Raw genomic sequence first — 24,247 nt, 5'->3', positions numbered from 1 at the left:
TGCGGATAGGCGGCTGCGAACAGCGTCTCGCCGTTGCGGTCATAGATTTGCAGTCCGGTGCGCAACTTGGGGGTGTAAAGCGCGTAACCGCCATTATCGACGAACCAGTCAAGCCGGGGGGACCACTGTGCTTGGTGCACGATCTGGAATTGATGCGCCTCCAGTGAGGGGGTGATGGCGGCAAGCTCTACATAGCCCAGCCTTATGTCGCGAGGGCCGGATTGGGGAAAGCGGATCGAAGGGCTTGCACCGGGGGCTGCCCAGTATCGTATGCCGCTGTCGAACCAGGTGAAGAAACGCGACTGCATATACGAGGTGCGTGCCTCGATGCTTGCCCCCCATCCCAGCAAAAACAGTGCGGCAGCCCATGCGGCCCAGCCCAGAACCCGAATCGTGCCATGCAAAATCCTGCTCCAACGGCTAGGCTTTCTCTTTGCCTTATGACTGTCGTGGAACAGTTGTTCCCACGCCTCCTCGACCATGGATTACCTCCTGGTTTTTTGGTCCGCCACGCTCAAGGTTTCGGCAGAAGCCGGCGGGCAGGTAGGATTTACGCTTTTTGTTACTTCTGTTCCGTCGAGGCCGCTTCCGGCTACCCGCCTCTGCGGAGCCACGCTGACTGCCAATGAGTTGGGGGCGGGGGGGACGGCTTTCCAGGCATAGGGCTAAGAAATTTATTGTCCCGTCAGGATGTTTGAGACAAAACCCAAAACGGAATCTTGACTTGGAGTGGTTCCGTTTTGATGAACCCTTTTAGGCCCGGTCACTCATCGGACATTGGGTCTAGAGCAATATGCGTTTGGCTTGAACCGGCATGGTCAAGCTAAACGCGTGAAATTGCTCGCTAAAACTAAAAGCTGAAGGCTCTGAGTGGTAAATGTGTCACCGAGGCTTACGTAACGAATGACGGCGGCGGGAAACCGCCGCCCAAAGGGCGCTTGCCTGGAGTGGCCCTGTTTTGCGTTTGGCTGGCGGCCGTCAATGCGGTGGAAATCGCAATGTATCCGCGCCGAGCGTTGGCGCCATGAGTTCGGCCATTGGCTCTGTCTGGCCGGAGCTCACTCCTCCAGCCGGTAGCCCACGCCTGGTTCGGTCTTGAGCTTGGCCGAGAGTTCCGGGCCGAGCTTCTTGCGCAGCTGGCCGATATAGACGCGCAGATACGCCAGATCCTCGGTATGCGCCGGGCCCCAGATGGCGGTGAGGATCTGCCGGTGTGTGAGAACCCGGCCGTGGTTGCGCGCCAGCAGCAGCAGCAGCGCGTGTTCGCGCTTGGTCAGCACCAGCTTTTCGCCATTCAGCGTGGCGCCTTGCGGGTTGATGACCAGGCCGTTGAGGACCAGTTCCGCTTCCGCGGGTTCCTGCTGCCCCTTATGGCGCAGCGCCGTGCGGATGCGCGCCATCAGCTCGCCCAGGCCGAAGGGCTTTTCCACGTAGTCATCCGCCCCGGAATCCAGTGCCGCGATCTTCTCCGCCTCGCGGTCCCGCGCCGAGAGGATGATCACCGGCACGGCCGAGAATTCGCGCAGGCGGCGCAGCACCTCCTGGCCGTCCATGTCCGGCAGGCCGAGATCCAGCAGCACGAGGTCCGGCGCATGCGCGGCCACCAAGCGCAGCGCCGCTTCGCCCCGTTCGGCCCGTAGAGGCTCGAATCCGGCGGCATTGAGCGCGGGGGTAAGGAAGCGGTGGATCTGGGGCTCGTCATCCACCACCAGAATGCGGCCCGAGAAGACGGTCATGCGGCGGGCAACTCCACGGTGATGATGGTGCCCGGCAGCCCATCGGCCGGCAGGTCGAGCCGCGGGCTTTGCGCCGAGATACGCCCGCCCATCGCCTCTGTGAAGGCCTTGGCGATGGCGAGGCCCAGCCCCGTGCCAGGGGCGACGCGGTCCCCCCTGGTGGCGCGGAAGAAACTGTCGAACACTGCGGCCAGCTCGCCGGGCGGTATGCCCACGCCTTCATCGGCCACTGCCAGACGCACCTTGTCGCGCTGCCGTATCACCGTCACGGCGATGCGGCTGCCGGGCGGGGCGTATTTCACGGCGTTGTCGAGAATGTTCACCAGGACCTGCTCCAGCAGCGCGGGGTCGGCCAAAGCGTGGCTGGCATCCGGCGCGATGTTCACGCCGGTGTACTCCGCGCCGGGCACGCGGCAAATCGCCGACTCCACCAGTTCGGCCAGCCGCAGGCGCTCGCGCCGCACTTTCAGGCCGCCAGCCTCCACCCGGGCCATGTCCATGATGTTCGAGAGGAACTTCGCCATGAGCGCGGTGTTCTGGCTGATGCTGGCGAGCAGATCGGCGCGGATGGCCGGGTCCAGCGCCGTGCCGGATTGCTCCAGCGTCTCCGCGGCGCCGCGTATGGCGGTGAGCGGGGTGCGCAGATCGTGGCTCAACGAGGAGAGCAGGGCGTTGCGCAGCTTCTGGCTGTCCTCCTGGGCCTGGGCGCGGGCGGTTTGCATCGCCATCTGGGCGCGCTCGATGGCCATGGAGGTCTGCCCCGCCAGCGTGTCCAGGGTTTGCGCCAGCGGCGGTGGCACGGCTTGCGGCCGCGCTCCCAGCACGCCGGCAACCTTGCCATTGGCGTGCAGGGGCACAAACCGCCAGGACACGGAGGGCAGGGTGGAGGTGCCGATGCCGGTTTCTATGTCGTGATTGGCGCACCATTCCGCCGCGGCTTCCGCCGCCTCGTCCAGCACGGCCTCTGCCGGCACGCGCGCCTCAGGCTCCAGCCCGCTCGTACCCTGCATCAGCACAATGCCCGCTCCGGTAATCGCCGCAGCTTCCTCCGCCGCACCGCGCAGAACATCGGACAGCGTGGCGGCGCGGGAGAAGCGCTGGCTGAACGCCGAAATTCGCCGCAGCGCCTCCACACGCGCGGAGGCCGTGGCGGCTTCCAGGCGCACCCGCCCGGCCAGAGTACCTGTGAGCAGCCCCACCAGCAGGAACACCAGCAGCGCCACCACGTCCCGCGGGTCGGAGACGGAGAAGGTGTAGATCGGCGGCAGGAAGAAGAAATTCCACAGGAGGAAACCGATGACGGCGGTGAACATCCCCGCATTGCGCCCGGAGCGGCTGGCCATGGCGGCGATCAGGCCGGTGAAGATCAGCCCCATCGCCTCTTGCGGGATGTAGTCATGGGCCATAAGGCCGATGAGCGTGACCGCGCCCAGCAGCGCGCTGGCGAGGAGATAGGGCTCCCATGCACCTTTGCGCACCGGGGCCGGGGGGCGCGGCGGCGGTGCGGCGGGCAGGGGCACCAGATGCAGGGTGAAGGCTGTCGCCTGACGTGTCAGTGTCTCGGTCAGCCGCTGCCTTGGCCGCCAGCGCGCCATGGTGCGGCCCATGACGATATGCGTGATGTTGTTGGCGGCGGCGTAGTCCAGCACCGCCTGAGCGAGATCCCGCGTGTTCACGGTGACGACCGTGCCGCCGAGTTGCACGGCCAGATCCAGCGCCGCCTGCACCTGGGTGTTGTCATCCCCCCGCTCGGCATGGAACGCCACCAGCGGCGCGCGCAGCGCATCGGCCAGCCGGGCGGCGTGGCGCACCACGTTTTGAGCCGACACATCCGGCCCCACCAGCGCCAGCACCCGCTCGGCCACCGGCCAGGGGCCGGGAATGGCGGAGAGGCGCATATAACTGGCCACGTCCTTGTCGATGCGCTGGGCGGCGCGGCGCAGCGCGATTTCGCGCAGCGCGCCGAGATTGCCCTCGCGGAAGAAGCCTTCCAGCGCGCGCCGGGCGACATCCGGCCGGTAGATATGCCCTTCCTGCAGCCGGGTCCGCAGCTCGCCCGGCGGGAGGTCGATCAGCTCGATCTCATCCGCCATGTCCAGCACGGTGTCCGGAATCGTTTCCGCCACGCGCACGCCGGTGATTCGCGCGACCTGGTCGTTCAGGCTTTCCAGGTGCTGGACATTGACCGTGGTCCAGACATTGATGCCGGCTTCCAGCAGTTCCTGCACATCCTGCCAGCGCTTGGCGTGGCGCAGGCCCGGGGCGTTGGTGTGCGCCAGCTCGTCCACCAGCAGCAGTTTCGGGCGGCGGGCCAGCGCGGCGTCGAGGTCGAATTCCTCAAGCGCCTGACCGCGATAGGGAACGGCGAGCCGGGGGAGTACCTCCAGCTCGCCGAGTTTTTCCGCCGTGCCGGCGCGGCCATGGGTCTCGATAATCCCCGCCACCACGTCCAGACCCTTGTGGTTCTGGGCTTGGGCGGCGGCCAGCATCTCCCAGGTCTTGCCCACGCCCGGGGCGGCGCCAAGAAAAATCTTCAGATGTCCGCGCCCGGTTTGGCGCAGGCTGGCCAATAGCGCGTCGGGGTCCGGACGTGCTTCTTCCGGGCGGGGTTTTTCCATGAGCTGTTATGTTGCCGGGAGCTGGTCCAATGCAAGGTTCAACTGCAGCACATTGACATGATCCGTGCCGACAATGCCGAACGCTGCGTGGTGGGTCATCTGGTTCACCAGATTGACGACCGTGGGCGTGGACAGATGCCGCGCGGCGGCAACCGCGGGTGCCTGACGCAGCGCGTTGGCCAGCGAGATATCCGGGTCCAGTCCAGAACCGGAGGCGGTGACGGCATCGGCCGGCACCGGCCCGGGGCCAAAGGCTTTGACATAGGCAGCGACGCGCTGCTGCACGCTGGTGAGCAGAGCCGCGCTGGTGGGGGCGAGGTTGGAGGCGCCGGATTCGCTCGCGTCATAAGGCGTGGCGATCGTGTTGCCTTTGGCGTCAGTGCCCGTCAGCGCCGAAGGGCGCGGGGCGAAATATTTCGGCGAGGAGAAGTTCTGCCCGATGATGGCGGAGCCGACGACCTGGCCGTTTTGTGTGAGCAGCGAGCCGTTGGCCTGGAAGGGCAGGGCCAGCTGCACCGCGCCAGTGAAGGCCTCGGGCAGCAAAAACCCGGTGAAGACGGTGAAGAGCACGACCAGCGAGAAAGCCGGGCGGAGTTCGCGGAGTATCAGCATTGTCCTGATCCGTTACGAAAAGATGTTGAAGACGCCGAGCGCCATGTCGATGAGCTTGATGCCGGCGAAGGGCGCGATGATACCGCCGAGCCCGTAGACGAGCAGGTTGCGCTTGAGCAGCGCCGCCGCGCCGATGGGCCGGAACTTCACGCCACGCAGAGCCAGCGGCACCAATGCCACGATGATCAGCGCGTTGAAGATCACGGCGGAGAGGATGGCACTCTCCGGCGTGCGCAGATGCATCACGTTAAGGGCGCCGAGCTGCGGATAGGTGGCGACGAAGATCGCCGGCAGGATCGCGAAGTATTTCGAGATGTCGTTAGCGATGGAAAACGTGGTGAGCGCGCCGCGGGTGATAAGCAACTGCTTGCCGATCTCCACGATCTCGATGAGCTTCGTCGGGTCGCTGTCGAGATCCACCATGTTGCCGGCCTCGCGCGCCGCCTGCGTGCCGGTCTGCATGGCGACACCCACATCCGCCTGGGCCAGGGCCGGGGCGTCGTTGGTGCCGTCGCCGCACATCGCCACCAGCCGGCCTTCGGCCTGAACCTTCCTGATGTAATCAAGCTTGTTCTGTGGCGTGGCTTCCGCGATGTAGTCGTCCACACCGGCTTCGGCGGCAATCGCCGCGGCGGTGACGCGGTTATCGCCGGTGACCATGACGGTGCGGATGCCCATGGCGCGCAGTGCGGAGAACCGCTCCTTGATGCCAGGCTTGACGATGTCCTTCAGCTCGATCAGCCCCAGCAGCCGGCCATTGGCGGAAACCGCCAGCGGGGTGGACCCGGCGCGGCCGATGCGGGCCACGGCCTCCGAGAACACCGCGTCAGCTTCCGTACCGAGCGCCTTCAACACGGAGTCCACCGCGCCCTTGCGGTAGCTATTGTGCTGGACGCGATACTTCGTTCCTGTGGAATCGACGGTCGATGGCGACAGTACCCCAAACCCAGAGGAATCACCTGTCTCGGTCAGAGCACTATTTCCGCCGAAATCCACGCCGGACATGCGGGTGTTGGCGCTGAACGGGATGATGGTGGCACCTTCAGGCTTTAGCGGCACGATGCTGTAGCGGTCGCGCGCCAGGGCCAGGATCGAGCGGCCTTCCGGCGTGTCATCGCCCAGGCTGGCCAGGGCGCAGGCTTCCGCTAGATCGCGCTCGGCCACGCCGGAGGCCGGGTAGAAGCCCGAGGCCATGCGGTTGCCGAAGGTGATGGTGCCGGTCTTGTCCAGCAGCAGCGCGTCCACATCGCCTGCCGCCTCCACGGCGCGGCCCGAGGTGGCGACGACGTTGAAGCGCACCAAACGGTCCATGCCCGCGATGCCGATGGCCGAGAGCAGTCCGCCGATGGTGGTGGGGATGAGGCAGACCAGCAGCGCCGCGAGCACGGGGATGGCGAACTTCGTGCCCGAATAGCTGCCGAAGCCCACCAGCGTAACCACGGCGATGAGGAAGATCAGCGTCAGCCCCGCGAGAAGGATGTTCAGTGCGATCTCGTTGGGCGTCTTGCGGCGTTCAGCGCCTTCCACCAGCGCGATCATGCGGTCGAGGAAGGTGGACCCGGCATCGGCGGTGATGCGCACCACCAGCCAGTCCGAGACCACATGCGTGCCGCCGGTCACGGCCGAGCGGTCGCCGCCGGCCTCGCGCACCACGGGGGCGGATTCGCCCGTCACCGCACTCTCGTTCACGCTCGCCACGCCTTCAATGACCTCGCCGTCGGAGGGCATGATATCCCCCGCCTCGACCAGCACGATGTCGCCCTGGCGCAGATCCGGTGCCGGGGTGGGCTTAAAAATGGCGCGGTCGCGCGGGTCGAGCAGCAGCTTGGCCATGGTGTCGGAACGCGCGCGCTTCAGGCTCTCGGCGCGGGCGCGGCCCCGGCCCTCCGCCACCGCTTCCGCAAAGGTGGCGAACAGCACCGTCAGCCACAGCCAGATGGCGATGACCAGCGGGAAGCCGTAGGGCTGGTGTTTGAGCGCATCCTCGACGGCGACGATGCTCGTCAGCGCCGAGATGACCTCGGTGAAAAAGATCACCGGATTGCGCATCAGCGTTACGGGGTTGAGCTTGGCGATGGAATCCAGCGCCGCGCGGCGGATGATCGCGCCGTCGAACAGCGAAATGGTTTCAGCTTTTGACATGTTAGAAAGTCTTTCCAGCATGGAGGAGGTAATGCTCAGCGAGCGGCCCCAGCGTGTCAGCCGGCATGAACTGCAGGCCGCCGAGGATGATGATGACGCCGATGAGCAGACCGATGAAAAGTGGGCCGGTGGTGGGGAAGGTGCCGGCGCTGGCGGGCAGTTTCGGTTTGGCCGCGAGCGACCCGGCGATGGCCAGGATCGGGATCATGAAGGCGAAGCGCCCGAACAGCATGGCGGAACCGAGGCCAAAATCGAGCAGCGGCGTGTCGGCGGAGAGGCCGGCCATGGCGCTGCCGTTATTCTCGGTGGCCGAACTCCAGGCGTAGAGCATCTCCGAGAGCCCGTGCGGCCCGGCATTGGCAAGCGAGCCAAGGCCCGATGCCGTCATCAGCGAGAACCCGGCGCCGGCGAGAATGAACAGCGTGAGAATGAGCACGCCGAGCATGGCGAGCTTGATCTCCTTGGACTGCACCTTCTTGCCCAGATATTCCGGGGTTCGTCCCACCATCAGCCCCGCGACGAACACGGAGAGCAAGGCGAAGACGATGATGGTGTAGAAGCCGGAGCCGACACCGCCAGGAGTTACTTCGCCAAGCTGCATCAGGAAGATGGGAATGGCGCCGCCGAGCGGCATGTAGCTGTCGGTGAAGCTATCCACGGCGCCGGTGGAGGTGCCGGTGGCGGAGACGTTGAAGGTAGCGGAGGCAGGAATGCCGAAGCGAAACTCCTTGCCTTCCCAGTTGCCGCCGCTCTGTGCGACGCCGGCGGCGATGTGCAGCGGATTGCCAGCAGCCTCCGCCGCGTAGGCGCCGACGCAGCCCAGCGCCAGGATGATCGCCATGGCGGCCATCAGCGCGCGGCCCTGGGCCTTGTCCTTCACCATGTGGCCGAAGGCGATGGGCAGGGCGAAGCCGATGACCAGCAGCAGCCAGTTTTCCAGCAGGTTGGTCCAGGCGTTCGGGTTCTCGAACGGGTGCGCGGAATTGGCGTTAAACCAGCCGCCACCATTGGTGCCGAGCTCCTTGATCGCCTCCTGGAACGCGACCGGGCCCATCGCGATGGTCTGCGAGCCGCCCTGCAGCGTATGCGCCGTGGCGAAGGCCGCGCTGGGGAAGGTCTGCGGCGAACCGGCGATAACCAGCAGCACGGCGGCAACGATGGTGACCGGCAGCAGCAGGTAGAGCGTGATGCGCGTGAGATCGACGTAGAAATTGCCGATGGATTTCAGCGCGCTGCCGGTAAACGCGCGCATGACCGCGGCGGCGGCGGCAATGCCGGCGGCGGCGGAGATGAACATATGAACGGCAAGGCCGAACATCTGCGCACCGTTGGAAATCTGCGATTCCGGCGCATAGGCCTGCCAGTTGGTGTTGGTGGTGAAGCTCGCCGCCGTGTTAAAGGCCAGGCGCGGGGACATGCCGGCGATATGCTGCGGATTGAACGGCAGGTAATATTGCAGGCGCAGAATGGCGTAGAGCAGCAGGAAATGGATCACGCTGAGCAGCAGCAGCGCCACCGCGTAGCCCTGCCAGCCCATGGGGCGGGTTTCATCCACACCGGCGAGGCGGTAGAAGCCCAGTTCCAGCGGGCGCAGCCAGGTAATCCGGCCCTCGAAAATTGCCGCCATGTAGCGGCCGAGTGGAAATGCAGCGCCCAGCACAAGCGCGAACATCAGCGCAATATAAAGTAGTCCCTGAATTGTCATGGGAACAAAAACCTTCAAAAATCTTCGGGGCGCAGCATCGCCCAGACAAGATAAACCAGCAGCCCGGCGGAAATGACGCCACCCAATGTGAGGTCCAGCATCACACGCGCTCCGCCAGGGGCACGTAGAGGAAGAGCAGGGTAAAGATGGCGCAGCCAAATAAAACGGCGATAAGGTCGCTCATCGAGGGTCTCCTTTCAAGCATTTTGAGATGCGCTCAGAGGCGTAAACTTCACATGTGAAAATGCGGTGTCGCGCATAAAGGGCGTATAAAGTTAGGCGATTTGGTTAAGATATTCCCTGGTTCGTTTTACGCCGCCAGGTTATTGTTTCGAGGCCATAATACGTCTCATCCGGGGGGCGTCAAGCGCGCTACCTGGCGTTGTAGATGCCGGTTGACGTGGTTAACCCTGCCCGCAAGGCTGATCTGGTCTCGAAGACGTGGATATAGGCGCACTCAAGCAGCGCGCATTGCCGGACCACCGAGAGGCTGGGATGCCCAGGCTCGATTAACGCCGGTGCCCTCGATTGCTTTCTTCTTCCAGTCCGCGACCATCGTCGTCAGGACTGGGATTTCTGACCCTTGGGCCGTGGCTTCGAATTCCGCCGGGGACACCTTTTTATCAAACGCATGACAAAATCATGCTTCGCTTGGTGTCGCCCGGCTGATGCAGCGCAGATTTTTGCCGCGCTTGGCTTCGTGGTCACATCGGGGGAACGCTGTTGCCCCGGATCTTCATGCATTGCGCATATGCGATATCATAGCGTTGTTGCATGGTCTCCTGTTGCTGGTTGCTCTGGTTGGCCCCCAGCGCGGCGCCGCCCAGAAGCCCGGCGCCAGCACCGATGGCAGCACCCATGCCGGCATTGCCGGCCGCCGCGCCAAGCAATGCGCCAGCGGCTGTGCCGCCAACGGTGGTCACCGCCGTTGTGCCAACAGGGCTGTTGATCCCCGTTTGCGCCGGCTGGCTGCTCTGGTTCTGCGCGAAACCGCGGCACGTGTAATCGTCGCTCTGGAACTGGCTGAGTGTCTTGTGCGGCCCCGGCATGACGGCAATCGTCGGCCCAGTGGGCGGAGCAGGCTGACAGCCGGTGAGCACGAGCAGGGCGACCGCGGCGGCGGTTAACCGGTGAGAGTGCAGGGGCATGATGATCTCCTGTTGAAATGGCTTCCAGGGTATTGCAACCGGTGAAAGCAATGCCTTGATCTCGATCATGATGTTAACGGAGAATCGGCCAGAGTGAAATGCCCGGCATGTCAGGGCGGGGCGCTGGAAGCCATGTCCGCTAATGGGCGGGTGCTCTTGCTTTCCGGGCCATGCGAGGGTTTGAGCCAGACACGCCACAATGGCCGCGTTATTGTCGATTAATCTCGCCTTAAGGCCGCTTCCCCTAGGCTTCCGGTGTATTGTCCAGACAACAGGAAGCAAGCGGTATGGCCTCCGATTCCCGGAAAGTGATTTTTGGTTCCCTGTCCACGAAGCTGATCGGCGTTGCCGGCGCGGCGTTCGCCATCATCTTGGGGGGCGCAATTCTTCTTGCGACCTGGGCGACCCGGGATCGTGTGGAGAGTTCCGTTTATGCCCAGGCCAACACCCAGGCGGAAAGCGTGGCCAACGCCATCTCCACCAAGCTAACGGAACAGGCGTCGGGGGTGAACGCCTTGACCGGCGCAATCACCGCCGCGTTCAACGCGGGCGTTCGGGACCGGGCCATGGTGGTAGCCATGCTGCGGATGAATGAAACCCGCTACCCCGATATTTTCGGCTCATGGATGCAGGAGGCGCCGGGCGGTTTCGACGGCACGCGCGACCCCAAGGCGCCCGGCGATAATGCGGATGGAGACTTCAATCCCTACTGGACGAAGGCCGATGACGGCAGCATCCAATACTCCGCGACCCCCGTGGATTACACGCAGTCCTGGTACACGCTCGCGGCATCTTCCGGCGAGGGCGCCATTACCGAACCCTACGCGGATGAAGGTAACGGCAAGATGATGGTCTCCATCGCCTATCCGGTGATTGTGGGCGGCAAGACGATTGGCGTCACCGGGGTCGATGTGCGTCTCGACGGGCTTTCCCGCATGCTGGCGGCGATGAAGCCCTTTGGGCAAGGCCGTGTCATGCTGGTCTCCAGCAGTGGCGCCTGGATAGCCACTCCGGACCGGGCATTGTTGATGAAGCCTTATGCCGGGGAAGGCGCCGTCGCGCTCAAGGCCGCCATTGCCGATGGTCAACCGTGCGTCTTGAACAAGTTCGATCATGGCCGGATCGAGCGTATCATCTATCCGTTCGCGGTGCCGAATCTCAACGCCACCTGGGCGGTTGTTATCGACGTGCCGGAGGACGTGGTGGACGCGCCCGTGCGCCATGCCGTCTGGGCGATGGTCGCCGGCGGTGCCTTGACCCTGCTGCTGGTGATGGGTGCGCTTTACTTCACGGTGCTGTTGTTGGTCCGCCGGCCGATGGCGGGGCTGCTGAACGCGGTGGAGACGCTGCGCCGCGGCGATTACAACAGCGAAGTCCGAGGGCAGGAGCGGCGTGACGAGACCGGCACTATTGCCATGGCGCTGGAGGGTTTCCGCCACACCCTGGCGGAAGGGCAGCTTCATGAGGCGGCGGCAGAGGCGGAACGCCGCCATGCCGAGCAGGCCCGGGCCGAGGCGGAAGCCGCGCGCATGGCGGTAGCGGCGGAGCAGGGCAAGGTTGTCGAAGCGCTGGGCAGCGGGCTTTCCCGTTTGTCTTCGGGCGACCTGGCGTTCCGTCTGAACGAGACATTCGCGCCGGAATACGAGGTGCTGCGCGCGGATTTCAATATTGCCATGACCAAGCTGCAGGAGGCGATGAAGGCGATTGCCGTCAATACGCAAGGCGTGCGCGCGGGCTCGGCGGAGATGACACAGGCTTCCGACGATCTTGCCCGCCGGACCGAGCAGCAGGCCGCCAGCCTGGAGGAAACCGCCGCGGCGCTGAGCGAGATCACCGCAACAGTGAAGACGACGTCGGACGGCGCGAGCGAGGCGCGCAAGCTGGCCCAGGATGCCAAGGGCGACGCCGAGACATCCGGCAAGGTGGTGGGCGATACCGTGAAGGCAATGGACGGGATCGAGAGCGTCTCCAAGGAGATCGGCAAAATTCTGGGCGTCATCGACGAGATCGCCTTCCAAACCAATCTTCTGGCGTTGAATGCCGGTGTGGAGGCAGCGCGCGCGGGCGATGCCGGACGCGGCTTTGCCGTGGTGGCAACCGAGGTGCGCGCGCTCGCGCAACGCTCGGCCGATGCGGCGAAGGAGATCAAAGCCCTCATCACCGCCTCCGGGACGGAGGTGGAGAACGGCGTGAAGCTGGTGGGCGAGACCGGAAAGGCGCTGGAGCGCATTGTCGGCCAGGTGGCGCGCTTGAACGAGCTTATTTCCGAGATCGCCGCCTCCGCGCAGGAACAGGCAGTCCGGCTGAATGAGGTGAACGAGGCCGTGAGCCAGATGGACGTCGTGACGCAGCAGAACGCCGCCATGGTGGAGCAGGCGAATGCTTCCTGCCATTCTTTGACCGAGGAGGCCGAGGAGCTTGTCAGCCTGGTCGGGCAATTCCAGATTGGCTATGTGGAGCCCGCCCGTCGGGCGCCGCAGCCCGCCCCGGCCAGGAGCCGCTCCCCCACGCGTGCCCCGAAGCTGCCCGTTGCGCCGAGGGCCCCTCGCGCGCTGGCGCCCGTAGGCACTGAAGATTGGGATGAATTCTGATCCCTGGTTGATATAGGTTATGAAAAAATCCCGCCGGCGAGAATCCGGCGGGATTTTATGTGCCAGGTTAGTGCAAGCTGCGCCGGGTGTCCTCGCTGGATGGTGAAGCGTGTGGCAATCATGCCCGGAGCAGCGCGGCGATGATGTCCTACCGGCGGGCGAGGACCTGTTGGGCTGGTTCAGGCATGCGTGTCACTTGACGCCTCCAGCGCCCGGGATCACCCGCTACCAGTAAATTGAGGCAAAGCCGCCAGCAAGGCTGTCGTGGCATCCCGTTTTCCGGCATTGGAGGCAATGCCCTCTTCCTGGAAAGAATTTGAGTTGCTTTTTGGTAAAATCATGTGATTTTATGAGCCATGGTGAACTTTGCTCATGCCTTCCGTGGCGAAACCTACCGCTTCGATGACCTGAAAATGCTGCTCGCCTGCGCCTCGGCGCGGCGCTCTGGCGATGAGCTGGCCGGGCTGGCGGCGGAAAGCGATGCCCAGCGCGTGGCCGCCAGGGCTGTGCTGGCTGATCTGCCGCTGAAGATTTTTCTCGAAGAGCCGCTGATTCCGTATGAGACGGATGAGGTGACGCGGCTGATCTTCGACCGGCACGATGCCGAGGCGTTCAAGCCGGTCTCGCATCTCACCGTGGGGGGCTTCCGCGACTGGCTGCTCTCCTACGAGGCGGACACGGCGGCGCTGACCGCGCTCGCCCCGGGGCTGACGCCGGAGATGGTGGCGGCGGTGAGCAAGCTGATGCGCAACCAGGACCTTATCTCGGTCGCGCGCAAATGCGTGGTGGTGAAGAAATTCCGCAACACGATCGGGCTGCCTGGGCGGCTGTCCTGCCGCCTGCAGCCCAATCACCCGACGGACGATTTGCGCGGCATCGCCGCCGCCACGCTGGACGGGCTGCTCTATGGCACGGGCGATGCCGTGATCGGCATCAACCCCGCCACCGACAGCGTGCAGAACTGCATTTCGCTCCTCGACATGCTGGATGGTCTGCGCACGCGTTACGATATTCCCACCCAGACCTGCGTGCTGACGCATGTGACCAACGCCATCGAGGTAATGAATGCGGGGGGCGCGATGGACCTCGTGTTCCAGTCAATCGCCGGGAGCGAGGCGGCGAATGCCGGGTTCGGCATCAATCTTTCCATTCTGCGCGAGGCGCGGGAGGCGGCGCTGTCGCTCAATCGCGGCACGATCGGCAATGACGTGATGTATTTCGAGACCGGGCAGGGCGCTGCCCTCTCGGCGGATGCGCATTTCGGGCTGGACCAGCAGACGATCGAGGCACGGGCCTATGCCGTGGCGCGGGAATTCTCGCCGCTGCTGGTGAACACGGTGGTCGGCTTCATCGGCCCGGAATATCTGTACGATGGCAAGCAGATCATCCGCGCCGGGCTGGAGGACCATTTCTGCGCCAAGCTGATGGGCGTGCCGATGGGCTGCGACGTTTGCTACACCAACCATGCGGAAGCCGACCAGGACGACATGGACACGCTGATGACGCTGCTTACCGCCGCGGGCGTGTCCTTCGTCATTGCCGTGCCGGGGGCGGACGACGTGATGCTGAATTACCAGAGCCTTGCCTATCACGATATTCTGTACCTGCGCTCCACCTTCGGCGCCCGCCCGGCGCCGGAATTCGAGGCCTGGCTGGAGAAGATGGACATGCTGGACCATGCCGGGCGCATGCGCCTCGCCACGCCGCAGAACCCGACGCTGCGGCGCCTCATCGCGGAGCATCGCGATGCCGCCTGAAGACCCGTGGGAACAGCTGCGCCTGGCCACGCGCGCGCGCATTGGGCTGGGCCGCGCTGGCGATGCCATGAAAATCGCCGACGTGCTTGAATTCCAATTCGCCCACGCCACGGCGCGGGACGCCGTGCACACCAAGCTGGATCTGGCCCGGCTGAAGACGGCGCTGCCCGGAGCGATTTGCGTGCACAGCGAGGCGGAAAACCGCGAGCAGTATCTGCGCCGCCCCGACCTTGGCCGGCGCCTGCACCCTGATTGCCTGCCGCTTCTGCCGCGCGGCGAATACGACGCCGTGCTGGTGATTGCCGATGGCCTTTCGGCCACCGCCGTGATGCACAACGCCGTGCCGATGTTCGAGGCCGCGGTGGAACGCCTTGGCGGTTTCCGGATCGCGCCGCCCGTCATCGCCACCCAGGCCCGCGTGGCGCTGGGCGATGATATCGGCGAGGCGATGGGGGCGAAGCTCTGCGCCGTCCTGATCGGCGAGCGCCCGGGGCTGACGGTTTCCGACAGCCTGGGGATCTACCTTACCTACACCCCCAAGCGCGGGACGATGGATTCGGGGCGCAACTGCATCTCCAACATCCACACCCATGGCGGGCTCTCTTACGGCACGGCGGGGGACATGCTGGCCTGGCTGATGCGCGAGGCGCTGCGCCGTGGCCTTACCGGCGTGGGGCTGAAAGAGGCGAGCGGGTTGATCGGCGGCGGGGAAGGGCAGGCGGTCCTGGCCGGATAAGCTCCGGCAGCAACGCCGTCGTTATTGAGCAAGGGGCATGGCAGCGTCATGCCCCTTTTTGCATGCCGCGCCGCAACAGCCGCAACAGGTGTGGCGCTCCATTTTGGCGCGCTGTCATGTTTCGTGACGCCTCGCTTGGCCGCGCTCTGGCATAAACCCAAGGCGCGGCCTGATTTTTTAATGTGGCATGGGTCTTGCTTACCAGTGAAGCACGACAAACAAGAGCCGCCATGCGCGGTAATCAGGAGGATTGTTCATGCCGATCAAAGCAGGGCGGAGCGCATCCGGAAGGCGAGATCTCGGGCAGGCTGACATGGCGGTGTGCCCAATAGATTGTTAATTACGATATTGCACCAAGACATTTAGGGCTAATCGTGCCAACATGCGGCGGCTCGAATCTGCTGGCCTTCCCGGGGCGCGCTGAAGCAGGGCGCACTAAAGGAAGAAGAAAGGGGAGAGAATTGTTCCCCGCCAGGCGGAGCCGGCACAGGCAACGCGACCAAGCGTGTATCAACAAGGGAGTGAAATAATGCCGAAAATAAGTCTCCAAGACCGTCTTAAGGGCGCCTCGGCGCTCGGCTGTGCCGGGCTGGCCTTGGCGGCCTGCGTGGCGCTGATAGTGCCGTCCGCGGCGTGCGCCCAAACCACAGCCCCGATGGCCTCTCCGATGGCTTCTCCGATGGCCTCTCCGATGGCCGCCCCGGCCTACACGCCGGTGAGCCAGGCCGACCTTGTTGGCGCCTCCACCTCCGATGGCTGGCTGATGTTCAACCGCGACTATTCCGGCCAGGACTACGCGCCGTTCGACCAGATCAACACCAGCAATGTCGCCAGCCTCACCACCGCCTGGACCTCCGGCAAGATCGCCATCCCCGACGGCTTCGAAGGCACGCCGGTCGTGGTCGGCACCTATATGTTCGTGACGACGCCGAGGGACCACGTCATTGCCTACAACGCCAAGACTGGCGAGAAGCTCTGGCAGTACGATTATCAGGTCGCCCCGGAGGCCTTTAAGACCCTGTGCTGCGACATCAACAACCGCGGCGTGGCCGTGTACGGCAACTCGGTGATCTTCGGCACGCTGGACAATCATGTCGTGGCGCTGGACGCCACCACCGGCAAGGAGCAGTGGAACGTCTCCCTGGCCGAGGCCGGCACTGGCTACTCCATCACCGAGGCGCCGCTGGTTGTGAACGGCAAGGTCATCATTGCCTCCGGCGGCGGCGAGTACGGCGCGCGCGGCTTCATCGTGGGGCTCGACGCCGCCACCGGCAACCAAGTCTGGAAGATCTATACCATTCCGTCTCCGGATGAACCGGGCGGCGACACCTGGCCCAAGGGCATGTACCAGACCGGCGGCGGCGCCTCCTGGATGACCGGCACCTACGATTCCGACACCAATACCCTGCTCTGGGGCGTGGGCAACCCTAGCCCGTGGCTGGCCAAGATGCGCCCGGGCAAGAACCTGTATTCGGACTCCTTGCTCGCGCTCGACCCGGATACCGGCAAGATGAAATGGTACTACCAGTACACCGCCAACGACAGCTGGGACTATGACGGCGTGAACACGCCGCAGCTGGCCGACATCACCTATAAAGGCAAGCCCTATAAGGCGATCATCGAGGCCAACCGCAACGGCTACTTCTACGCCATCGACCGCACCAACGGTAAGCTGATCTACGCCAAGACCTTTGTGCACGACACCTCGATCCTGGGCATCGACAAGACCGGCCACGCCATTACCAACGACGCGAACAAGCCGACGCTGACCAAGTCGATCTTCACTTGCCCGAGCTTCCTGGGCGGCAAGAACTGGTGGCCGGGCTCCGTCGATCCCGACACCAACATGGCCTATGTGCCCACGCTGCACGCCTGCATGACCATGGTCGGCGTGCCGGTGACCTACTCGGCCGGCCTGCCGTTCCTGGGCGAGAAGTTCGAGATGAAGGACGACCCGGAAAGCCCCGGCCAGTACGGCTCGCTGCAGGCCATCGACCTCTCCACGGGCAAGCAGGTCTGGGAGCAGAAGAGCTCCTTCCCCTGGGATGCCGGCACGCTGGCGACCAAGGGCGGGCTCGTGTTCAGCGGCACGCCGGACGGCTACCTGAAGGCGTTCGACGCCAAAACTGGCGATGTCGTCTGGACCAGCCCGCAGCTGACCTCGGGCATCATCTCCAACCCGATCAGCTACCAGATCGACGGCGTGCAATACGTGGCGGTGTGGACAGGCTGGGGTGGCGTGTGGCCGATCTGGGCGGGCAAGCTGGCCATCCCCGAGGCCAAGATCCCCCGTGGCGGGCAGCTCTATGTCTTCGCCCTGCACTCGTAAGGCAGGCGTCTCCCGGTCGCGTCAGCGGCCGGGGGTAGCGCTGGGCGCCATGGCGGCTCTTGCCGCCCTGGCGCTGGCCTCGCCCGCGCGGGCGGTTGGCAGCACGGTTGATTCTCCGGCAAGTACCGCTGACATCCGCTTCTGCGTGGATGAGGCCAACCCGCTGTCCTCCACCGACCGCGCAGTGGCCCAGGCCGTGGCCGCGCGGAGCGGCCTGCGCGCCGCGTTCGTGAAGCTGAACACCGGCGATGACGGCGTGGATGGCGATGGCGACGATGCCAAGATCGACCCCGGCAAGGTCTTCGCCAAGATGGCCGGTCAGTGCGACCTCGTCATGGGCGTGCCTGTCGAGGCTAGCGGGGCAGGGGTGCCGCAAGGCCTGCAAGCCACGCGCCCCTATGCGCGCACTGGCTTCGTGATGGCCACCACTGGTGCGCCGCCGCGTGACTTCGACACCATGGTGGCGACGGCCGATATCGGCGTGGACTTCCTCACCGTGCCGAACAGCTATTTCGACACCCGTACCGCCCATGCGGAGCACGTGTACTACACCAATGACGACCTGCTGGCCGCCTTGCTGAAGGGAGAGGTGGGCGCGGCAATGGTGTGGCAGCCCTGGCTGGTGCGGGAGGAAGCGGCGCATCCGCACGCCTTGCGCGAAGCCGTAATGAATATGCCGGATGCCGCCTGGAATGTGGTAGCGTTATACATGCCGCGTGCGGCGGCGCAGGCACGTGCGTTCAACCAAGGTCTGGAGCGCCTTGAGCAGGCGGGACAGCTGAAAACGCTGGTGGCGCCGTATCAGGTGGCTGGTGAGTGATAACGTAAAAGAGGATGAAAAAATGAATAGCTTGAAGATCCACGTTCTGCTTGGCGCGGTGCTGCTGGCCGGTTCCGCTACGGTGGCCCTGGCGGCTCCGCCCGCGCTCTACACTGCCGACCAAGCCAAGGCTGGCGCCGACGTGTTCGCCCAGAGCTGCGCCATGTGCCATGGCGCTGACCTGACCGGCGCCGCCGGTCCGGCGCTGGTGGGTCAGGCTTTCGCCAGCGCGGGCAACAAGTACACGATAGGTTCGATGTTCACCGAGGCGGCGCAGCAGATGCCGGCAGGCCAGCCCGCCAGCCTTACCCACGAGCAGTATGAGGACGTGTTCTCCTACATCCTGCAGCAGAATGGCTATCCGGCCGGCACCACGAAGCTCGACTACACCGCCAGCCTGAGTTCCAAAGTCCCGCTGGTATCCCAGAAGCCGTGATCTTCCGGCCGGGGCCTTTACTGGCTTGGCCACCCCATGCCGCGGTGGCCCGCCGCGCATCCATGATGCCAAGGGCGAAGTGAAAAACTGTGAAGGAGGAGTGCATATGTGGCGTAAACCTACCGTGACCGAAATCTGCGTGGGCACCGAGATCAACTCGTACGTCTCCGCCGCGCGGAAGTAAGCGCATGGCGCCGGGCAGCCGTTCTTTCGGGCGATCAAGATGAAAGTCCGGGTGCTTGGCGCCGCAGCGGGAGGCGGTTTCCCGCAATGGAATTGCGGCTGCGCCATGTGCCGGAAGGCCCGCGCGGGCGATGCCCACGCTAGGCCGCGCACGCAGGCCTCGCTGGCTGTCTCCGCCGATGGCATTCGCTGGGTGCTGCTCAATGCCAGCCCCGATCTGCCCTGCCAGATTGCCCAGGCGCCCTGCCTGCACCCAGCACCCGGCGTGCTGCGCGGCTCGCCCATCGCGGCGGTGGTGCTCACCGGCGCCGATATCGACTGCATCACTGGCCTGCTCTCCCTGCGGGAAGGCCATGAATTCGGCCTCTACGGCCCCGCCTCGGTGCTGGATATTCTGCGCCGCAACGTCATCTTCGATGTCCTGCCTGCCCCCCGCGTGCCCCGCCGCGTGCTGGATGCCGGCGCCACTGAGGATATTTGCGATGCGCGCGGCGAGCCGCTCGGCCTGCGCGTCACGCCGTTCCGCGTCGGCGGCAAGATCCCGCTCTATACCGAGACCAGCGACAAAATCGAGGAGCTGCTCTCGCCCGATGCCGTGATCGGCCTCGACATCACCGATGCCGCCGGACACCGGCTCGTGTTCATTCCCGGCTGCAACGCCGTTACGGATGCTCTGCGCGCCCGGGTTGATGGTGCCGATCTTTTGTTTTTCGACGGCACGCTCTGGCAGGATGACGAGATGATCCGCGCCGGGCTCGGCCACAAGACCGGGGCCCGCATGGGCCATATCAGCGTCTCCGGCGAGGCCGGGACCATCGCCGCCTTTGCCCCGGTTAAGCTCGGGCGGCGAATCTTCATACACATAAACAATACGAACCCGATCCTGTGCGACGACAGTCCAGAGGCCGCCCAAGTCCGCGCCGCCGGGTGGGAAGTCGCGCATGACGGCATGGAGGTGACGACATGAAACTGCTTGACGACACAGCGCTTGAGGCCGCGCTCCGCGAGATTGGGGCGAAACATTACCACAGCCTGCACCCGTTCCATAAGATGCTGCATTCCGGCGGCTGCACGCGCGAGCAGGTACAGGCCTGGGCGCTCAACCGCTACTACTACCAGTGCAGCATCCCCCGGAAGGACGCGCTGATCATCGCACGCTTCCCCGATGCGGACTCCCGCCGCGCCTGGCGCCAGCGCCTGGTGGACCATGACGGGGAAGCGCCGGGCGATGGCGGCATCGCCCGCTGGCTGCGTCTGGCGACCGGGGTAGGGCTCGATGCTGAACTGGTGGAGTCCTGCCGCGCCATCCTGCCCATTACCCGCTACGCCGTGGATGCCTATGTGAATTTCGTGCGCGAGCAGAGCCTGCTGGAGGCCGTGGCCTCGTCGCTGACCGAGATGTTCTCGCCCACCATCATCTCGGAACGTGTGGCCGGGATGCTGGCGAATTACGATTTCGTGGATCGCGACACGCTGGTCTATTTCAACGCCCGCCTGCATCAGGCCCCGCGCGATGCCGATTTCGCGCTGAACTACGTGAAAGCGCACGCGCGCACGGTGGAGCAGCAGCAGGCGGCGCTGGCGGCGTTGCGGTTCAAGTGCGACCTGCTCTGGGCGCAACTCGATGCGCTGTACATGGCCTATGTCTCGCCGGGGATGCTCCCGGCCGGGGCGTTTCTGTCCGAAGCACCCTCGCTGCCCGCGGCGGCATGACCGCGCTCGCCCTGGAGGCGGTGCCGCGCCTGAAGCCGGGCGTGCGCCGCCGCTACGATGCCGCCCGTGGCCAGAACATCCTGCTGGCCCCGGAGCGCGTGCTGGTGCTGGACGATATCGCCAACGCGGTGCTGGAGAAGCTCGACGGCGCCACCACCATCGAGACGCTCTGCGCCGCCCTGGCCGAGCAATACGAGACCGACGTGGAGATTGTGCGGGCCGATGTGCTCGAGCTGCTCACTGATCTGCGCGACAAGGGGATGATTACCGCATGACCGCCCATCCGCCGCCGATGGCGCTGCTGGCGGAGCTGACGCATCGCTGCCCGCTGCAATGCCCCTACTGCTCCAACCCGCTGGAACTGCTCAAGGCCAATGCCGAACGGGACACGGATTTCTGGAAGACCGTGATCGACGAGGCCGCAGCACTCGGCGTGCTGCAGATCCATTTTTCCGGCGGCGAGCCCACGCTGCGGCGCGATCTGCCGGAGCTGGTCGCCCATGCGAGTGGGGCGGGGTTGTACACCAATCTCATCACCTCCGCCGTGCTGCTGGACGAGGCCAAGCTGCGCGCCCTGGCCGAGGCTGGGCTGGACCATGTGCAGGTGAGCATCCAGGGCGCGGATGCCGAGAGCGCGGACCGCATCGCCGCCTATGCTGGCGCGCATGCGAAGAAGCTGGAGGTGGCGCGGCTGGTCCCGAAGCTCGGCATGGCGCTGACGCTGAACGCCGTGGTGCACAGGCAGAATCTCGACCGGCTGGACGAGATCATCAACCTTGCCGTGGTGCTGGGGGCCGGGCGGCTGGAGGTGGCGCATGTGCAGTATCATGGCTGGGCGCTAGTCAACCGCGCGGCGCTGATCCCCGACGAAGCCGCGCTCGCCCGTGCGGACGCCATCGTCGCGGAACGCCGCGAGGCCCTGCGCGGCGAGCTTGTCATCGACTACGTGCTGCCCGATTTGCATGCCGACCTGCCCAAGACCTGCATGGGCGGCTGGGGCAGCCGGTTCATCAACATCGCGCCCGATGGCCGCGTGCTGCCCTGCCACGCCGCGGATTCCATCCCGGGTATGAGCTTCGAGCGCGCGGGCGAGCGGGGGCTGGGTGAGATATGGGATGCGAGCGATGCCTTCCAGCGTTTCCGCGGCACGGGCTGGATGCAGGAGCCTTGCCGCTCCTGCGAGCGGCGCGAGGTGGATTTCGGCGGCTGCCGCTGCCAGGCGCTGGCTTTGCTGGGCGATGCCACGGCCACCGACCCGGTCTGCCACCGCTCGCCGCACCATGCGCGCCTCCGTGAGACCGCCCTGGCCGAGGCTGTCGCTCCAGCGCCGGAATTCAGGCATCGCCGTCCGTGAAATATCTGGCGTTGCCGCTGGCCATGCTGGCGGGCGCCGGGCCGGCCTGGGCGCAGACGGTTCCGGGCGAGATTGTGGTGCATACGGCCCCCGCCGCAGGCGCGGTCATCGACGAGAGCAAATGGCCGCACCCGGTGCATACGCTGAGCGGCGCGGCGCTGAGGCCGCACGGCACCGCCAGCCTGACCGGCGCGCTCACCCAGGAGGTTCCGGGCGTCACCCAGACGCAGAGCCAGGGCAACCCGTATCAGCCCGATATTTTCTACCACGGCTTTGAAATCTCCCCGATCCAGGGCACGCCGGCGGGGTTGTCTGTCTATGTCGACGGCGCGCGCTTTAATGCCCCGTTCGGGGACATCGCCATTTGGTCGCTGCTGCCCGATGAGGCCATCGCCTCGCTCTCGGTGCAGGATGGCAACCCGGCCTACGGCCTGAATGCCCTGGGCGGCGCCGTGGATGTGCGGATGAAGAACGGCTTCACCGATCCGGGCGGCGAGATCTCTCTCTCCGGCGGGTCGTTCGGGCGCGTCACCGGCAATCTGGAATACGGCCTGCAGCGCGGCAATACCGCCGCTTATGTCGATGTTTCCGCCACGCATGAGGAGGGCTGGCGTGACGACCAGGCTTCGGACATCCAGAATTTCTATGGCGATCTCGGCTGGCAGGGGCAGAACACCACGCTGCATGTCAACGTGACCGTGGCGCATTCGGCGCTGAACGGCCCGGGCTCGGTGCCGGTGCAGGTGCTGGCCGCAGATTCCGCCGCGCAATTTACCGGCCCTAACCGGATCGACGACAAATACGTGAAGCTGGCCGCCACGCTGGATACCAGGCTGAGCGACACGCTGAACCTCAGCCTGACGGCCTATGCCGAGAACCTGCACGAGGACCTGACCAACGGCAACGGCCCCAACGACACGCCCTGCGGCCCGGGCCTCAATGAGGGGTATCTGTGCCAGGGCGGGCCGGGGGGCGATGTGGCGACCGGCCCGGGCGGGGTGCCAATCCCGGCCTATCTGGGCGATGCGGCCATGAATTACGGCCAGCTCGCGGAGAACAGCACCAACACCAACGGTTTCGGCCTCGCCGGGCAGCTTACCCGCACGGCGCAGGTGCTGGAGCACGACAATACCCTCTCCACCGGGCTGAGCCTGGATGGCGCCTACACCATGTACGGCGCCGCTGCCTATGACGGCGCTATCAGCCTCGACAGCCGCGTGTACTACACGCCCGGTGGTGCGCCATCGCCGGGATACGAGGTGGACGAACCCGGCACCGTGCCGACGCGCGTGGGCATCCGCAACGTGTATTACGGCGCCTATGCCGCCGACACGTTCAGCCTCACCAGCCGCCTCAGCCTCACCGCCGCCGGGCGGCTGAACCTCGCGCAGATCAACCTGCACAACCAGCTTCCGCCCGATCCCAACGCCGCCGGGGGAGGGCTGAATGGGCAGCATTATTATTCGCATTTCAACCCTGCAATTGGGCTGGCCTACAAACTCAGCCCGGAACTCACGGCCTATGCTGGATGGTCCGAACAGAATGCCGCGCCGACCCCCGCCGAATTTTCCTGCGCCAGCCCGGAGGATGCCTGTACCCTGGCGAATTTCATGTCCGGCGATCCGCCGCTGAAGCAGCTCGTCACGCGCGAGGTGCAGGCCGGGCTGCGCGGCACGGCCCTGGCGCCGGGCGGCGGGCTGCTGACCTACACGTTGGACCTGTTCCGCTCGATGACCAGCGACGACATCGAATTCCTGCAATCGCCGCTCAACCCGCAGGGGGCGGGGTATTTCGCCAATATCGGCAATGTGCGGCGCCAGGGTGTGGATATGGGGCTGGCTTACGAGGCGGCGCGTTGGCACGGCTATTTGAACTACAGCTTCACCAGTGCGACCTACCAGAGCAGCTATCTGATCTCCTCGGTGTACAACCCCGGCGCTGACGTGAATGGCGATATCATCGTCACTCCTGGCGACACTCTGCCCGGCGTGCCGGAAAACGTCATCAAGGCGGGCGTCACCTACGACATCACGCCGCGCTGGAGTGTGGGCCTGGACGGCGTGGCGCAGACAAGCCAGTTCCTGGCCGATGATACCGCCAACCTGCAAAAGCCGCTGCCGGGCTCGGTGGTGCTCAACCTCACTGCCAGTTACTGGCTGACCCGGCGGCTGCAGGTATTCGGGACCATCGAGAACGTACTCGACCAGACCTACTACACTTATGGCACATTCTCGCCCACCGCCGGAAATGGCGGGGTGTATGTGGCGCAGAGCCCGAACTATTCCAACCCGCGCAGCTATTGCATCGGTGCGCCGATCGGGGTGTTTGTGGGGCTGCGCTACAAGTTGTAAAACTGGGGGCGGCGCG

General features: G+C 65.1%; 20 protein-coding genes. 12 read left to right on the top strand and 8 right to left on the bottom strand.

From position 1 onward, the window contains the following. The 8 genes from ACLPJJ_RS01960 to ACLPJJ_RS01925 all read right to left on the bottom strand — a co-directional run. A partial coding sequence (locus ACLPJJ_RS01960; RefSeq protein ID WP_443589063.1) for a hypothetical protein occupies positions 1–482 on the bottom strand: 482 nt, incomplete at its 3' end. Between the two features lie 576 nt (positions 483–1,058). Continuing rightward, positions 1,059–1,736, bottom strand: coding sequence for a response regulator transcription factor (locus tag ACLPJJ_RS01955; protein WP_443589062.1), 678 nt, complete (start codon positions 1,734–1,736; stop codon positions 1,059–1,061). Next, positions 1,733–4,354 (bottom strand): ATP-binding protein, encoded by a 2,622-nt coding sequence (locus ACLPJJ_RS01950; RefSeq protein WP_443589061.1) that lies wholly within the window; start codon positions 4,352–4,354, stop codon positions 1,733–1,735. The genes ACLPJJ_RS01955 and ACLPJJ_RS01950 overlap by 4 nt, the downstream gene beginning before the upstream one ends. Before the next feature lie 6 nt (positions 4,355–4,360). Beyond that, complete coding sequence (kdpC, locus tag ACLPJJ_RS01945; protein WP_443589060.1) at positions 4,361–4,966, bottom strand: potassium-transporting ATPase subunit KdpC; 606 nt, start codon at positions 4,964–4,966, stop codon at positions 4,361–4,363. 12 nt (positions 4,967–4,978) lie between these two features. Then, on the bottom strand, positions 4,979–7,108 hold the full coding sequence (kdpB, locus tag ACLPJJ_RS01940; RefSeq protein ID WP_443589059.1) for a potassium-transporting ATPase subunit KdpB: 2,130 nt from the start codon (positions 7,106–7,108) through the stop codon (positions 4,979–4,981). A 1-nt stretch (position 7,109) separates the two neighbouring features. Continuing rightward, positions 7,110–8,813 carry a potassium-transporting ATPase subunit KdpA gene (gene kdpA / locus ACLPJJ_RS01935; RefSeq protein WP_443589058.1) on the bottom strand — a complete coding sequence of 568 codons (1,704 nt, stop codon included), beginning with the start codon at positions 8,811–8,813 and terminating at the stop codon, positions 7,110–7,112. Positions 8,814–8,827: 14 nt separating this feature from the next. Continuing rightward, the gene (gene kdpF / locus ACLPJJ_RS01930) at positions 8,828–8,914 is read right to left on the bottom strand and encodes a K(+)-transporting ATPase subunit F (protein ID WP_443589065.1); all 87 of its coding nucleotides are present in this window, start codon (positions 8,912–8,914) and stop codon (positions 8,828–8,830) included. Between the two features lie 603 nt (positions 8,915–9,517). Next, a complete protein-coding gene (locus tag ACLPJJ_RS01925; RefSeq protein WP_443589057.1) occupies positions 9,518–9,961 on the bottom strand; it encodes a glycine zipper domain-containing protein in 444 nt (147 codons plus the stop codon). 287 nt (positions 9,962–10,248) lie between these two features. Between ACLPJJ_RS01925 and ACLPJJ_RS01920 the strand changes: the two genes are divergently transcribed. The 12 genes from ACLPJJ_RS01920 (at position 10,249) to ACLPJJ_RS01865 (ending at position 24,231) form a co-directional block, all read left to right on the top strand. Then, positions 10,249–12,552, top strand: a complete 2,304-nt coding sequence (locus ACLPJJ_RS01920; RefSeq protein ID WP_443589056.1) for a methyl-accepting chemotaxis protein — start codon at positions 10,249–10,251, stop codon at positions 12,550–12,552. Between the two features lie 356 nt (positions 12,553–12,908). After that, positions 12,909–14,309 carry an ethanolamine ammonia-lyase subunit EutB gene (locus ACLPJJ_RS01915; protein WP_443589055.1) on the top strand — a complete coding sequence of 467 codons (1,401 nt, stop codon included), beginning with the start codon at positions 12,909–12,911 and terminating at the stop codon, positions 14,307–14,309. Next, positions 14,299–15,045: an ethanolamine ammonia-lyase subunit EutC gene (gene eutC / locus ACLPJJ_RS01910; RefSeq protein ID WP_443589054.1), complete on the top strand. Its 747-nt coding sequence runs from the start codon at positions 14,299–14,301 to the stop codon at positions 15,043–15,045. Before ACLPJJ_RS01915 ends, eutC begins: the two co-directional genes overlap by 11 nt. Positions 15,046–15,724: 679 nt before the next feature. Continuing rightward, entirely contained in the window at positions 15,725–17,374 is a 1,650-nt protein-coding gene (locus ACLPJJ_RS01905; protein ID WP_443589053.1) for a methanol/ethanol family PQQ-dependent dehydrogenase, read from the top strand. A gap of 49 nt (positions 17,375–17,423) precedes the next feature. Next, on the top strand, positions 17,424–18,194 hold the full coding sequence (locus tag ACLPJJ_RS01900) for a hypothetical protein (protein WP_443589052.1): 771 nt from the start codon (positions 17,424–17,426) through the stop codon (positions 18,192–18,194). A 22-nt stretch (positions 18,195–18,216) separates the two neighbouring features. Further along, a complete protein-coding gene (locus ACLPJJ_RS01895) occupies positions 18,217–18,630 on the top strand; it encodes a c-type cytochrome (protein ID WP_443589051.1) in 414 nt (137 codons plus the stop codon). Positions 18,631–18,736: 106 nt separating this feature from the next. Then, positions 18,737–18,814 carry a pyrroloquinoline quinone precursor peptide PqqA gene (gene pqqA, locus ACLPJJ_RS01890; protein ID WP_221246593.1) on the top strand — a complete coding sequence of 26 codons (78 nt, stop codon included), beginning with the start codon at positions 18,737–18,739 and terminating at the stop codon, positions 18,812–18,814. Between the two features lie 39 nt (positions 18,815–18,853). After that, positions 18,854–19,780, top strand: a complete 927-nt coding sequence (pqqB, locus tag ACLPJJ_RS01885) for a pyrroloquinoline quinone biosynthesis protein PqqB (protein ID WP_443589050.1) — start codon at positions 18,854–18,856, stop codon at positions 19,778–19,780. Next, positions 19,777–20,526 carry a pyrroloquinoline-quinone synthase PqqC gene (gene pqqC / locus ACLPJJ_RS01880; protein ID WP_443589049.1) on the top strand — a complete coding sequence of 250 codons (750 nt, stop codon included), beginning with the start codon at positions 19,777–19,779 and terminating at the stop codon, positions 20,524–20,526. The genes pqqB and pqqC overlap by 4 nt, the downstream gene beginning before the upstream one ends. Next, complete coding sequence (gene pqqD / locus ACLPJJ_RS01875; protein WP_443589048.1) at positions 20,523–20,801, top strand: pyrroloquinoline quinone biosynthesis peptide chaperone PqqD; 279 nt, start codon at positions 20,523–20,525, stop codon at positions 20,799–20,801. Before pqqC ends, pqqD begins: the two co-directional genes overlap by 4 nt. Further along, positions 20,798–21,880, top strand: a complete 1,083-nt coding sequence (gene pqqE / locus ACLPJJ_RS01870) for a pyrroloquinoline quinone biosynthesis protein PqqE (protein ID WP_443589047.1) — start codon at positions 20,798–20,800, stop codon at positions 21,878–21,880. The genes pqqD and pqqE overlap by 4 nt, the downstream gene beginning before the upstream one ends. After that, a complete protein-coding gene (locus ACLPJJ_RS01865) occupies positions 21,877–24,231 on the top strand; it encodes a TonB-dependent receptor (RefSeq protein ID WP_443589045.1) in 2,355 nt (784 codons plus the stop codon). Before pqqE ends, ACLPJJ_RS01865 begins: the two co-directional genes overlap by 4 nt. Positions 24,232–24,247: the final 16 nt, after the last annotated feature.

This window comes from Acidocella sp., from assembly GCF_052326845.1.
GTDB lineage: Bacteria > Pseudomonadota > Alphaproteobacteria > Acetobacterales > Acetobacteraceae > Acidocella.
Note: the sequence above shows the minus strand (reverse complement) of the source record. Positions and strands in the feature narration are given on the sequence as shown.

Coding starts and splice junctions, on each gene's coding strand:
- ACLPJJ_RS01955 (WP_443589062.1), bottom strand. CDS start 1,736: ATGACCGTCTTCTCGGGCCGCATTCTGGTGGTGGATGACGAGCCCCAG.
- ACLPJJ_RS01950 (WP_443589061.1), bottom strand. CDS start 4,354: ATGGAAAAACCCCGCCCGGAAGAAGCACGTCCGGACCCCGACGCGCTA.
- kdpC (WP_443589060.1), bottom strand. CDS start 4,966: ATGCTGATACTCCGCGAACTCCGCCCGGCTTTCTCGCTGGTCGTGCTC.
- kdpB (WP_443589059.1), bottom strand. CDS start 7,108: ATGTCAAAAGCTGAAACCATTTCGCTGTTCGACGGCGCGATCATCCGC.
- kdpA (WP_443589058.1), bottom strand. CDS start 8,813: ATGACAATTCAGGGACTACTTTATATTGCGCTGATGTTCGCGCTTGTG.
- kdpF (WP_443589065.1), bottom strand. CDS start 8,914: ATGCTGGACCTCACATTGGGTGGCGTCATTTCCGCCGGGCTGCTGGTT.
- ACLPJJ_RS01925 (WP_443589057.1), bottom strand. CDS start 9,961: ATGCCCCTGCACTCTCACCGGTTAACCGCCGCCGCGGTCGCCCTGCTC.
- ACLPJJ_RS01920 (WP_443589056.1), top strand. CDS start 10,249: ATGGCCTCCGATTCCCGGAAAGTGATTTTTGGTTCCCTGTCCACGAAG.
- ACLPJJ_RS01915 (WP_443589055.1), top strand. CDS start 12,909: ATGGTGAACTTTGCTCATGCCTTCCGTGGCGAAACCTACCGCTTCGAT.
- eutC (WP_443589054.1), top strand. CDS start 14,299: ATGCCGCCTGAAGACCCGTGGGAACAGCTGCGCCTGGCCACGCGCGCG.
- ACLPJJ_RS01905 (WP_443589053.1), top strand. CDS start 15,725: ATGGCCTCTCCGATGGCCGCCCCGGCCTACACGCCGGTGAGCCAGGCC.
- ACLPJJ_RS01900 (WP_443589052.1), top strand. CDS start 17,424: ATGGCGGCTCTTGCCGCCCTGGCGCTGGCCTCGCCCGCGCGGGCGGTT.
- ACLPJJ_RS01895 (WP_443589051.1), top strand. CDS start 18,217: ATGAATAGCTTGAAGATCCACGTTCTGCTTGGCGCGGTGCTGCTGGCC.
- pqqA (WP_221246593.1), top strand. CDS start 18,737: ATGTGGCGTAAACCTACCGTGACCGAAATCTGCGTGGGCACCGAGATC.
- pqqB (WP_443589050.1), top strand. CDS start 18,854: ATGAAAGTCCGGGTGCTTGGCGCCGCAGCGGGAGGCGGTTTCCCGCAA.
- pqqC (WP_443589049.1), top strand. CDS start 19,777: ATGAAACTGCTTGACGACACAGCGCTTGAGGCCGCGCTCCGCGAGATT.
- pqqD (WP_443589048.1), top strand. CDS start 20,523: ATGACCGCGCTCGCCCTGGAGGCGGTGCCGCGCCTGAAGCCGGGCGTG.
- pqqE (WP_443589047.1), top strand. CDS start 20,798: ATGACCGCCCATCCGCCGCCGATGGCGCTGCTGGCGGAGCTGACGCAT.